The sequence below is a fragment of the Mycobacterium sp. SP-6446 genome (genome assembly GCF_001954045.1).
In the GTDB taxonomy this organism is placed as follows: domain Bacteria; phylum Actinomycetota; class Actinomycetes; order Mycobacteriales; family Mycobacteriaceae; genus Mycobacterium.
In genome coordinates, this window is the sequence record NZ_MBEM01000080.1 from 16,621 (window position 1) to 28,177 (window position 11,557).

Annotated in this window: 10 protein-coding genes, 1 pseudogene and 1 riboswitch; of the genes and pseudogenes, 8 read left to right on the top strand and 3 right to left on the bottom strand. The window is 68.2% G+C overall.

Going from position 1 to position 11,557, the window contains the following annotated elements; genetic code table 11:
- The first annotated feature begins 3 nt into the window (after nt 1-3).
- From A5736_RS06360 to gcvP, 8 genes are all read left to right on the top strand, one after another.
- A complete protein-coding gene (locus tag A5736_RS06360) occupies nt 4-336 on the top strand; it encodes a small basic family protein (protein ID WP_076058102.1) in 333 nt (110 codons plus the stop codon).
- A gap of 130 nt (nt 337-466) precedes the next feature.
- Nucleotides 467-1,231 carry a DUF881 domain-containing protein gene (locus A5736_RS06365; protein WP_254848299.1) on the top strand — a complete coding sequence of 255 codons (765 nt, stop codon included), beginning with the start codon at nt 467-469 and terminating at the stop codon, nt 1,229-1,231.
- Between the two features lie 25 nt (nt 1,232-1,256).
- Nucleotides 1,257-1,655, top strand: coding sequence for a glycine cleavage system protein GcvH (gcvH, locus tag A5736_RS06370; protein ID WP_076123165.1), 399 nt, complete (start codon nt 1,257-1,259; stop codon nt 1,653-1,655).
- A 195-nt stretch (nt 1,656-1,850) separates the two neighbouring features.
- On the top strand, nt 1,851-2,327 hold the full coding sequence (gene garA, locus A5736_RS06375; RefSeq protein ID WP_369805035.1) for a glycogen accumulation regulator GarA: 477 nt from the start codon (nt 1,851-1,853) through the stop codon (nt 2,325-2,327).
- Nucleotides 2,327-3,082 (top strand): MerR family transcriptional regulator, encoded by a 756-nt coding sequence (locus A5736_RS06380; protein ID WP_076123167.1) that lies wholly within the window; start codon nt 2,327-2,329, stop codon nt 3,080-3,082. Before garA ends, A5736_RS06380 begins: the two co-directional genes overlap by 1 nt.
- A gap of 59 nt (nt 3,083-3,141) precedes the next feature.
- Entirely contained in the window at nt 3,142-3,636 is a 495-nt protein-coding gene (locus A5736_RS06385) for a bifunctional nuclease family protein (RefSeq protein ID WP_036469133.1), read from the top strand.
- A 312-nt stretch (nt 3,637-3,948) separates the two neighbouring features.
- The gene (locus tag A5736_RS06390; RefSeq protein WP_076123169.1) at nt 3,949-4,575 is read left to right on the top strand and encodes a MerR family transcriptional regulator; all 627 of its coding nucleotides are present in this window, start codon (nt 3,949-3,951) and stop codon (nt 4,573-4,575) included.
- 52 nt (nt 4,576-4,627) lie between these two features.
- Nucleotides 4,628-4,725, top strand: a riboswitch (glycine riboswitch).
- A 159-nt stretch (nt 4,726-4,884) separates the two neighbouring features.
- Nucleotides 4,885-7,719, top strand: a complete 2,835-nt coding sequence (gene gcvP / locus A5736_RS06395) for an aminomethyl-transferring glycine dehydrogenase (protein WP_076245157.1) — start codon at nt 4,885-4,887, stop codon at nt 7,717-7,719.
- On the opposite strand, the gene A5736_RS06400 is transcribed toward gcvP, so the two are convergent.
- The 3 genes and pseudogenes from A5736_RS06400 to A5736_RS06410 form a co-directional block, all read right to left on the bottom strand.
- Nucleotides 7,716-8,576, bottom strand: a complete 861-nt coding sequence (locus tag A5736_RS06400; RefSeq protein ID WP_076123174.1) for a haloalkane dehalogenase — start codon at nt 8,574-8,576, stop codon at nt 7,716-7,718. The genes gcvP and A5736_RS06400 overlap by 4 nt on opposite strands.
- 73 nt (nt 8,577-8,649) lie before the next feature.
- Nucleotides 8,650-10,797 carry a substrate-binding domain-containing protein gene (locus A5736_RS06405; RefSeq protein WP_076245159.1) on the bottom strand — a complete coding sequence of 716 codons (2,148 nt, stop codon included), beginning with the start codon at nt 10,795-10,797 and terminating at the stop codon, nt 8,650-8,652.
- Nucleotides 10,798-10,849: 52 nt separating this feature from the next.
- Nucleotides 10,850-11,557: pseudogene (locus tag A5736_RS06410) on the bottom strand (malate synthase G); the annotation flags it as partial.

Below are 11,557 nucleotides of genomic sequence, written 5' to 3' on the forward strand. Positions count from 1 at the left end.
CGCATGATCGGTATCGCGGCGCTGGCGCTCGGCATCGTGCTGGGTTTGGTCTTCCATCCCGCCGTGCCCGAGGTCGTCCAACCGTATCTGCCCATCGCGGTGGTCGCCGCGCTCGACGCGGTGTTCGGCGGGCTGCGCGCCTACCTCGAGCGGATCTTCGATCCGAAGGTTTTCGTGGTGTCGTTCGTCTTCAACGTCTTCGTGGCGGCGCTGATCGTCTACGTCGGCGATCAACTGGGTGTCGGCACGCAGTTGTCCACGGCCATCATCGTCGTGTTGGGTATCCGCATTTTCGGCAACGCGGCCGCGCTGCGGCGACGGCTGTTCGGGGCGTGACGACTGTGAGGTCAGCGTGAGCCAGGAGCCGCCAGAGGATGCCCGCGACGAAAGTCGTGACGCGCCAACCCGGCACGGCCACTCCGAAGGTGAGCACAAGGCCGACGACGCCCAGCGCGGCCGCCACGAGTTGCCGTCGGATCGCCCGCGCCCCGAGATCGGGTCGGTGCAGCGGACCGGATGGTCCGGGCTGCTGCGGGCCGGGCGCTCCCGGCTCTTGTTCGGAATGCTGGCGGCCCTGCTGTGCCTTGTTCTGGGGCTCGCCATCATCACCCAGGTCCGCCAGACGAAATCGGGTGACTCGCTGGACACAGCGCGCCCCGCGGACCTGTTGGTGCTGCTGGATTCGTTGCGGCAGCGCGAGGCCACGCTGAACACCGAAGTTGCCGAACTGCAGAACACACTGAATCAACTGCAGGCGTCGGGCAACACCGACCAGGCCGCCATCCAAAGCGCTCAGGCCCGGCTGGCCGCGCTGTCCATTCTGGTCGGCTCCGTCGGCGCCACCGGGCCTGGCGTCACCGTCACGATCGACGACCCCGGCCCCGGGGTGTCACCCGAGGCCATGCTCGACGTGATCAACGAGTTGCGGGCCGCCGGCGCCGAGGCGGTCGAGACCAACGATGCCCATCAGTCGGTACGGGTGGGCGTCGACACCTGGGTGGTGGGCACGCCCGGCTCGTTGATGATCGACGGCAAGACACTGTCGCCGCCGTATTCGATTCTGGCGATTGGCGATCCGCCGACGCTGGCCGCCGCGATGAACATTCCGGGCGGCGCGGAGGACAGCATCAAGCGCGTCGGTGCGCGGATGTCGGTGCAGCAGGCCGACCGGGTCGACGTGACAACCTTGCGACAACCAAAACCGCACCAATACGCTCAGCCCGTCAAGTGAGCACCCCGACCAGAACAGGAACACCGTGAGCGATATCCCGGCCGAGCTGCACTACACCGCCGAACACGAGTGGGTTCGCCGCAGCGCGGACGACACCGCGCGGATCGGGATCACCGACTTCGCCCAGTCGGCACTCGGCGACGTCGTCTTCGTTCAGCTGCCCGACGTCGGCACCGAGCTGGTCGCCGGCGAATCGTTCGGCGAGGTGGAATCGACGAAATCGGTGTCGGACCTCTACGCGCCGGTGTCGGGGACGGTCACCGCCGTCAACTCCGATCTGGACGGCAGTCCGCAACTGGTCAACTCCGACCCGTATGGCGCCGGCTGGCTGGTGGATGTGCAGGTTTCCGACGCCGCCGGGCTCGAGTCGGCCATCGCCACACTGCTTGACGCCGAGGCCTACCGCGGGACACTAACCGAATGACGATTGCTAATGTCCCTGCAGCCTGTCGATCGCGCAGTGGTGGGGACATCGCCGACCGGTGCGCGGTACGGTCAAACGGATCACAATGAGAACGCAGTTATCGGCAGTACGAGGCAAAGCGCCTAGTGGGGAGCCGGCCGAGCGGCCCGGTCAGACAACGCCACAGCGGCCAGTGAGGAGCAGCGCGTGACGGACATGGACTCAGGGAAAGAGCAGGACCAGAACGCTGACGAAGTCACCGTGGAGACGACTTCCGTTTTCCGTGCCGACTTCCTCAACGAACTGGACGCTCCCGCGCAAGCGGGAACCGAGAGCGCGGTCTCCGGCGTCGAAGGCCTGCCCGCGGGTTCGGCTCTGCTGGTCGTCAAACGGGGACCGAACGCCGGCTCACGCTTCCTGCTCGACCAGGCCATCACGTCAGCCGGCCGGCACCCTGACAGCGACATCTTCCTCGATGACGTCACCGTGAGCCGCCGCCACGCCGAATTCAGGTTGGAAGGCAACGACTTCCAGGTCGTCGATGTTGGTAGCCTCAACGGCACCTACGTCAACCGCGAGCCGGTGGATTCGGCGGTGCTGGCGAATGGTGACGAGGTGCAGATCGGAAAGTTCCGTCTGGTGTTTTTGACCGGACCCAAGCAGGGTGACGACGAGGGAGGATCTTCAGGCTAGTGAGCGCGCCCGATAGCCCGGCGCTGGCCGGGATGTCGATCGGGGCGGTCCTCGAACTGTTGAGGCCGGATTTCCCCGATGTCACGATCTCCAAGATTCGCTTCTTGGAGGCCGAGGGATTGGTGACGCCGCAACGTGCTGCCTCCGGATACCGCAGGTTCACCGCGTACGACTGCGCCCGGCTGCGCTTCATCCTTACCGCTCAGCGCGATCATTACCTGCCGCTGAAGGTGATCCGGTCACAGCTGGACGCGCAGCCCGACGGCGAGCTGCCGCCGTTCGGATCGCCTTACGGTGTACCGCGATTGGTGTCGGTCGCCGGCAGCGATGCCGCATCCGCCGGCGGCGAGGCCGGCTCCGATCCGGCCGCGGTGGCGCCCACGCGCATCCGGTTGAGTCGCGAAGAGCTGCTGGAGCGCTCCGGTGTGGACGAGGGGCTGCTGACCGCGCTGCTCAAGGCCGGGGTGATCACCACCGGTCCGGGCGGGCTGTTCGACGAACACGCTGTGGTGATCCTGCAGTGCGCACGCGCCCTGGCCGACTACGGCGTCGAGCCGCGGCATCTGCGCGCCTTCCGGTCGGCGGCCGACCGGCAGTCCGATCTGATCGCCCAAATCGCCGGGCCGGTAGTCAAAGCCGGCAAGGCCGGCGCTCTCGATCGCGCGGACGACCTGGCGCGTGAGGTCGCGGCACTCGCTATCACTTTGCATACCTCGCTGATCAAGTCTGCCGTTCGCGACGTTCTGCATCGCTGAGGACTAGACTTTCGTTCGATAGCTTGGCGTTCGGGTGCATGTGCGGAGGGCAGACACAGATGGGCGAAGTTCGTGTTGTCGGCATTCGCGTGGAGCAGCCGCAGAACCAGCCGGTGCTCTTGCTGCGCGAGGCCAACGGTGACCGCTATCTGCCGATCTGGATCGGCCAGTCCGAGGCGGCCGCCATTGCGCTCGAGCAACAAGGCGTGGAACCACCCCGGCCGCTGACGCACGATCTCATCAGGGATCTCATTGCAGCGCTTGGGCATTCGCTGAAAGAGGTGCGGATCGTCGATCTGCAGGAGGGCACTTTCTACGCTGACCTGGTCTTCGACCGCAACATCACGGTGTCGGCGCGCCCCTCGGATTCGGTGGCCATCGCGCTGCGGGTCGGCGTCCCGATCTACGTCGAGGAGGCGGTACTCGCCCAGGCCGGTCTGCTGATCCCCGACGAGAGCGACGAGGAATCCAACACCGCCGTCCGCGAAGACGAGGTGGAGAAATTCAAGGAGTTCCTCGACAGCGTGTCGCCCGACGATTTCAAGGCCACATAACCTGGCTATCCCATCGGGTTTGGGAAGCCGCAGGTAGCGGCGTCCCGCCGGTGGCCCGGGCAATCGGCGCGGGCGGCCACTAAGGTGGACAGCGACATCACGGATGCATCTCATCTGGGCCCGCGATGTCGACACGCCTGGCGGATAGCGCGCCGACTCACCCCTGCGGCGGCCATACTTTGATGACGACTAAGGCGCGGCGGCTGTCGGAAAGCGTAAGCTCTCTAGCACTCGGGCCTGAGCAAACATGGCTGCCGAGGCAGCCTGCGAACGCAGCTAGTTAACGAGCGCGATCGGCGAGAGGAACGAACCGTGAGCGAGCAGCCACGTCAAGAGCAGCTGGACCTAGCCGACCACGCGGACGCCACGACCGACCGCAGCGCCACCGCGCCGAGCGTGGCCGTGCAGCCCGGACTGTTCCCCGACGATTCCGTGCCCGACGAGCTGGTCGGCTACCGGGGGCCGAGCGCATGCCAGATCGCCGGAATCACCTACCGCCAGCTGGACTACTGGGCGCGCACCTCGCTGGTCGTTCCGTCGATCCGCAGCGCGGCGGGGTCCGGCAGCCAGCGGCTCTACTCCTTCAAGGACATCCTGGTTCTCAAGATCGTCAAGCGCTTGCTCGACACCGGGATCTCGCTGCACAACATCCGCGTCGCGGTCGACCATCTGCGCCAGCGCGGCGTCCAGGATCTGGCCAACATCACCCTGTTCTCCGACGGCACCACGGTTTACGAGTGCACCTCGGCCGAAGAGGTCGTCGACCTGCTGCAGGGCGGCCAGGGCGTGTTCGGCATCGCGGTGTCCGGCGCGATGCGCGAGCTGACCGGCGTCATCGCGGACTTCCCCGGCGAGCGTGCCGACGGCGGCGAATCGATCGACGCCCCGGAAGACGAGCTGGCGTCCCGGCGCAAGCACCGCGACCGCAAGATCGGCTAACCCCGCGCGATCGCGGACATCTGGGGGCGGCCGAGTAAGCTGGGGCACGCATCGCCCTCGCGCGGGAGAGTTCCGTGATTGCCAGTCACGGACGCCGAAGGAGCAACACCTCTCCGTCAACCTCTCAGGCACCCGGACCGCGCAAGACAACGATGCCTCTGGAAAGCGGTGTGACCGGCAGCGGTCGCACCCGCCGATGGGGAAAGGCGCCGCCGAGTTCAGCGGCGCCGAATCTCTCAGGCACCCGGCGACCGGGTGAAGACAGAGGGAGAGGGCCGCTCGTCCCTCTGCCCTGTCAGGAGTTCGCCAGTGTCCGACCAGTCAACTTTCGCCGCCCGGCACATCGGCCCCGATAGCCCGGCTGTCGCGGCCATGCTCGCCGTCATCGGCGTCGACTCGCTCGACAAGCTGGCGGCCAAGGCGGTCCCGACCGGCATTCTCGACAAGCTCGCCGACGGCGCCGCGCCGGGTCTGGACGCGTTGCCGCCGGCCGCGAGCGAGGCCGAGGCGCTGAGCGAGCTGCGGGCGCTGGCCGACGCCAACACCGTCGCGGTGTCGATGATCGGGCAGGGCTACTACGACACGCTCACGCCGCCGGTGCTGTTGCGCAACATCATGGAAAACCCGGCCTGGTATACGGCCTACACGCCGTATCAGCCCGAGATCAGCCAGGGCCGGCTCGAAGCGCTGCTGAACTTCCAGACTATGGTCGCCGACCTCACCGGCCTCGAGGTTGCCAACGCGTCGATGCTCGACGAGGGCACCGCGGCCGCCGAGGCGATGACGTTGATGCACCGGGCCGCTCGTGGCGCGGCCAACCGGCTGGCCGTCGACGTCGACGTCTTCGCGCAGACCGCCGCGGTGCTGAGCACCCGAGCCAAGCCGCTGGGCATCGACGTCGTGACCGCCGACCTGCGCGATGGCCTGCCCGACGGCGAATTCTTCGGTGTGATCGCCCAGCTGCCCGGTGCCAGCGGCCGGGTCACGGACTGGTCGGCCTTGGTCCAGGAGGCGCACGACCGCGGCGCGCTGGTCGCCGTCGGCGCCGACCTGTTGGCCCTCACGTTGATCAAGCCGCCCGGCGAGATCGGTGCCGACGTCGCGTTCGGCACCACCCAAAGATTCGGTGTACCAATGGGATTCGGCGGCCCGCACGCCGGATACCTGGCTGTGCACGCCAAGCACGCCCGTCAGCTGCCGGGCCGGCTCGTCGGGGTGTCCGTGGACGCCGACGGATCCCCGGCCTACCGGCTCGCGCTGCAGACCCGCGAGCAGCACATCCGCCGCGACAAGGCGACCAGCAACATCTGCACCGCGCAGGTGCTGCTGGCGGTGATGGCCGCCATGTACGCCAGCTACCACGGCGCCGACGGCCTGACCGAGATCGCGCGGCGGGTGCATGGCCGCGCCGAGGCGATCGCCGCCGGGTTGGGCTCGGCGGCCGATGCAGCGCTGGTGCATGACAAGTACTTCGACACCGTGCTGGCGCGCGTCCCGGGGCGCGCCGACGCGGTGATCGCCGCGGCCAAAGCCAAGGGCATCAACCTGTGGCGCGTCGACGCCGACCACGTGTCGGTGGCCTGCGACGAGGCCACGACCGCAGAGCACGTCGCGATTGTGCTGGGCGCGTTCGAAGTTCAGGCCGCCGAGCCGGCACGCGTCGACATCGCGACCCGCACCTCGGAGTTCCTGACTCATCCCGCGTTCACGCAATACCGCACCGAGACCGCCATGATGCGCTATTTGCGCACTCTGGCCGACAAGGATATTGCGTTGGACCGCAGCATGATTCCGCTCGGATCCTGCACGATGAAACTCAACGCCGCCGCCGAGATGGAGCCGGTCACCTGGCCGGAATTCGCTCGCCTGCATCCGTTCGCCCCGGCATCCGACAGCGCGGGATTGCGGCGGCTCATCGCCGACCTGGAGAGCTGGCTGGTGCAGATCACCGGTTACGACGCGGTCTCGCTGCAGCCCAACGCCGGCTCGCAGGGCGAGTACGCGGGCCTGTTGGCGATTCACGACTACCACGCCGACCGCGGCGAGCCGCACCGCGACATCTGCCTGATCCCGTCCAGTGCCCACGGCACCAACGCCGCATCGGCGGCGTTGGCCGGGCTGCGGGTGGCGGTGGTGGCCTGCCGCGACAACGGCGACGTCGACCTCGACGACCTGCGCGCCAAGGTCGCCGAGCACGCGGACCGGCTGGCGGCGCTGATGATCACCTACCCGTCGACCCACGGCGTGTACGAGCACGACATCGCGGACATCTGCGCGGCCGTGCACGACGCCGGCGGCCAGGTCTACATCGACGGCGCCAACCTCAACGCGCTGGTCGGCCTGGCGCGGCCGGGCAAATTCGGCGGCGACATCAGCCACCTGAACCTGCACAAGACGTTCTGCATCCCGCATGGCGGCGGCGGACCCGGCGTCGGGCCGGTGGCGGCGCGCTCGCACCTGGCCAAATACCTGCCGGGTCACCCCTACGCGCCCGAGTTGCCCGGCGGTCGGCCGGTGTCGTCGGCGCCCTACGGGTCGGCCTCGATCCTGCCGATCACGTGGGCCTACATCCGGATGATGGGCGCCGACGGATTGCGGGCGGCATCACTGACGGCGATCGCCTCGGCCAACTACATCGCCCGGCGCCTCGACGAATACTTCCCGGTGCTCTACACCGGCGAGAACGGCATGGTCGCCCACGAATGCATCCTGGACCTGCGCGGCATCACCAAGTCGACCGGCGTCACCGTCGACGATGTCGCAAAACGGTTGGCGGACTACGGTTTCCACGCGCCGACCATGAGCTTCCCGGTGGCCGGCACGCTGATGGTGGAGCCCACCGAGAGTGAGAGCCTGACCGAAGTCGACGCCTTCTGCGAGGCCATGATCGCCATCCGCCGCGAGATCGACCGGGTCGGCAAGGGGGAGTGGCCCGTCGACGACAACCCGTTGCGGGGCGCCCCCCATACCGCCGAGTGCCTGGTGGTCTCGGACTGGGATCATCCGTATACCCGCGAACAGGCCGCCTACCCGCTCGGCAAGGCGTTCCGCCCCAAGGTGTGGCCGCCGGTGCGTCGCATCGACGGCGCCTACGGCGACCGCAACCTGGTCTGCTCCTGCCCGCCGGTGGAGGCCTTCGTCTAACCGAAGCGGTCGGCGATCGCCGCGGCGATCTGCTCGGGGGCGTCCTCCTGGATGTAATGCTTGGCCTCGGGCAGCTCGACGACGACATGGTCGGGGAACGTCGCGCGCATCCGCGGAAGGTTCGGGCCCGGCGGAAAGGCGACGTCCTTCATGCCCCACACCAGCAGCGCGGGCTTAGCGCCCAGCTTGGCCGGCACCTCCGCGGCAAGCCGTCCAAGCAGCGGGTGGGCGGCCAGGATCTGCTTGGGCATCTCGGCCACGCCTTTTCGCGCCTCGGAGCTGGGCTGCACACCGCGGTAGTGCGCCATCACCGCGGCGCTGGGCCGTCGCGCCGTTCCCGCCGGGATCAGCCGTTCGACGAAGAAGTTGTGCCGCAGGATCGCGTACTGCATCGGTGGACTGCCCATGACCCGGCTGAACGCCTTCGTCGCGAAAGTGTCCGCCGGCCAGAACCAGGTGTTGCCCAGCACGACTCCGCGCACCCGGTCGGCGCGCTCGACCGCGACGGCCATGCTGATCGGCCCGCCCCAGTCCTGGCCCATGCTCACGTAGCCGTCCAGGCCGAGGTGGTCGAGGAACTCGCCGACGACCCTCGCGTGCTCGTCGATTTTGTAGCCGAATCCCTCCGGCCGATCCGAGAGCCCGAAACCGAGGTAATCCGGTGCGATGCAACGGAAGCGGTCGCGCAGCGCGACGATGATGTCGCGGTACAAAAAGCTCCAGGTCGGGTTGCCGTGGCAGAACAGGATCGGTGGCCCGGCCCCCTCGTCCACGTAGTGCATGCGGCCGCGCGAGCTGTCGAACCAGCGCGACTCGAACGGGTACAGCTGTGGGTCGGGAGTGAAATCGATGCGCATTACCCCTCCTCGGATGGCGCTCCCGATGGTATGCCCACGGTGTGACATCTCCGAGTCGGAGATTCGCCGAGCGCTAGCCCAGATATTGAGCGATCGCCGTGCCGAGGTCGGGGGAGGTCGACGTCGAAAGGTTCTGGTAGCTGCCGCCGCTGAGCTGGGCGACGGCTTCCCACGTCGCACGGTCGGGGTCCGCGCCGAAGTCGATGACGTTGACCACGATCGGTTTGGCCGGGTCGGCGCCGGTGCGGATGAAATTCTGCAACCCCGCGCCGTCCAGGGTTTGGTCGGTGTGCGGCCCCGCCGTGATCACTAGTATCGAATTAGGTTGTCCGGCAACATATTTGGCCTGCATCTCCTGGTAGAGCATGCGCAGCGTGGTGAACGACACCGCACCCCCGGCCGATGCGGATTGCTTGTCCAGCGCCGCGGTCAGCGCCGCCGAGCGGGCCTGGCCGTTGACGGGGTCGGACAGCGGACCCGCCGCAACCTCCGATCGGCCCTCGCGCCCGTCGAACGTCCACAACCCCACGACGGCGGTGGGCGGCAGCGCCTTGATCCGGTCGCTCAGCGCACCAACCACGTTGGCCAGCCGCGACTTTCCGCCCTCCTCGCTGGGCATCGACTGGTCGAGCATGATCGTCGCGGCCAACCCGCTTGACGGCGCGGACATGGCGTCGGCGAGTGTCGCGCGCATCGCGTCATCGCCGACCGACAGCGTGGAGGGCAGCGCGGGAAAACCGGTCACCGCGCTGGCCGGCGGCTTGACACCGTTGACCCGGAAGCCGGCCTTGGCCAGCTTCGCGAGCTGCTCGGGCCTGCGCATGAAGTGGGTGAACTCGCTGGCCGCCGAGCTCTGTTCGTGCGTGAGCCATGAGCCGCTTAGCAACACGGTGGGGTAGTCGGCGACGGCCGCCGGCCCGGGCGGTAGCCAGGAACCCAGCGCGTTCTTGGCGTCCGGCAGCGACTGGCCGCGCTGGAACAGCTGCTGCTCGGTGGTGACGACGGCGTGCACCGGCGCGGACGCCGGGTCACCCGGCTTGAGCAGCGTGTTCATCGCCTCCGTCAGCGAGTTGTCCGCCAATTTCGGTTGGACGCTGGTCAGGCTGCGCAGGGCGGCGGTGCCCTGGATCGCGGGTGCGCCGGCGGGCGCCGAAGCGGCCGCCACCGCCTCGCCGGCGAGGTAGGCGGCGTCGCTGTTGCCGTTGGTCGGCAAGGCCAGCCGCAGCGATCCCCACGCGGGCAGGTTCAAGCCGGCCAATGCGTTCGGGTTGGTTTGCAGGCCGGGCAGCGTCGCCCAGCTCTGATTGGCCAGAGCCGGCTGGAGCTCGGGTCGCACGGCGAGCATCACCGGCGAGCTGACCAGCGACCGGCTGTCGCTGATCGTTTTCTGGCCCGCGGCCGCGGAGAGCCGCGCCGCCGACACGGAGCTGGCCGGAATCCACAACGCCGGCTGGCCGCCCAGTTCGGCGGGCCACTTGCCGATGAAACCGGCGACGACGGCGTCGGTGCCGGCCGGTTTGACGCTGACCTGCATGCAGTGGTCGCCGACCGGACCCGCCGTCGAGTTGTAGCTTTCCGCGAACTGCTGCACCGGATCGGCCAGCGACGGGTCGACGACGACCGGGACCGTCTCTTTGCCTCCGACGCAGCGTGCGGCGGCCGTGTGCGAGCGGTTGGACAACACGTCGCCGAAGAAGCTCCACAGGATCACGGTGCCCACCACCACCACGACGGCGACGAGGGCGACGATGACGCCGATGCTGACCCCACGCCGTCCGCCGGCGCTGCGGTGACCGCCCCGCCAGTCGCCGAGTCCCCGATGGCCGCCGGTCGGCGGGTCCGATCGCTCCGCGCTCGCCGTGCTCGCCGTTCGGGGCGGAAATTCCGGATACTCGCCGGCGGCATCGACTGCGAAGGCGTCGTCCGCCGGGTAGGCATCCGCGTCGTCCGCCGGGTAGGCATCCGCGTCGTCCGCGAATTCCTCGTCGGCGTAGTCGTCCTCGGCGGCGCCGAAGTACTCCTCGTCGGCGTAGTGACCCGCGTCCCGGTAGCGGCGGTAGTCGCTGAAGCTGCCCGGCGTGTCGGTTTCCTGACCGGCGCTCAGATGACGGCCGCTGTCCTCGCCGGCGTATAGATCATCGGCGTACGGATCGTCGGCAACGTAATCGTCAACGGGCTCGTCGCCGGAGTCTTCGGGGTCGGGCAAACTGTGCCTACCCATGCCGGTGCGCGCCGCCTTTCCGTCGAACCATCACATGACCTTGTTGTGGGACTCAGCCGCCTGCCGCGCGGGCTTTGAATTCCCGTCGACGCCGATGCAGGATCGGCTCGGTGTAACCGTTGGGCTGCTGTCCGCCAGCCAGGATCAGCTCTTGCGCGGCCTGGAAGGCGATGTTGTCGTCGAAGTTCGGTGCCATCGGCTGATAGGCCGCGTCCCCGGCGTTCTGCTGATCCACCATCGGGGCCATGCGTTCCAGGCCGGCGCGGACATCCTCTTCGGTGATCACGCCGTGGCGCAGCCAGTTCGCCAGCAGCTGGCTGGAGATGCGCAGCGTGGCGCGATCCTCCATGAGCGCCACGTTGTGGATGTCGGGAACCTTGGACGACCCGACGCCCTGGTCGATCCAGCGCACCACGTAGCCCAGGATGGACTGGCAGTTGTTGTCGACCTCCTCACGGATCTCCTCGGGCGCCCACGCCAGTTCCTTGGCCAGCGGAATAGTCAGCAACTGGTCGATGTCGGTGCGCTTCTTGCCGGCCAGCTCGTTCTGCACCTCGATGACGTCGACCTTGTGGTAGTGCAGCGCGTGCAGCGTGGCCGCGGTGGGCGAGGGCACCCAGGCCGTGCTGGCCCCGGCGCGGGGCTGGCCGATTTTCTGCTCGACCATGTCGGCCATCAGCTCCGTCATGGTCCACATGCCCTTGCCGATCTGGGCGTGGCCGGCGAAGCCGGCGGCCAGCCCGGTGTCGACGTTGTTGTC

Excerpts from the sequence above, each read along its gene's own strand:
- A5736_RS06360 (WP_076058102.1), top strand. The coding sequence starts at position 4 with ATGATCGGTATCGCGGCGCTGGCGCTCGGCATCGTGCTGGGTTTGGTC.
- garA (WP_369805035.1), top strand. The coding sequence starts at position 1,851 with ATGGACTCAGGGAAAGAGCAGGACCAGAACGCTGACGAAGTCACCGTG.
- A5736_RS06385 (WP_036469133.1), top strand. The coding sequence starts at position 3,142 with ATGGGCGAAGTTCGTGTTGTCGGCATTCGCGTGGAGCAGCCGCAGAAC.
- A5736_RS06400 (WP_076123174.1), bottom strand. The coding sequence starts at position 8,576 with ATGCGCATCGATTTCACTCCCGACCCACAGCTGTACCCGTTCGAGTCG.
- A5736_RS06405 (WP_076245159.1), bottom strand. The coding sequence starts at position 10,797 with ATGGGTAGGCACAGTTTGCCCGACCCCGAAGACTCCGGCGACGAGCCC.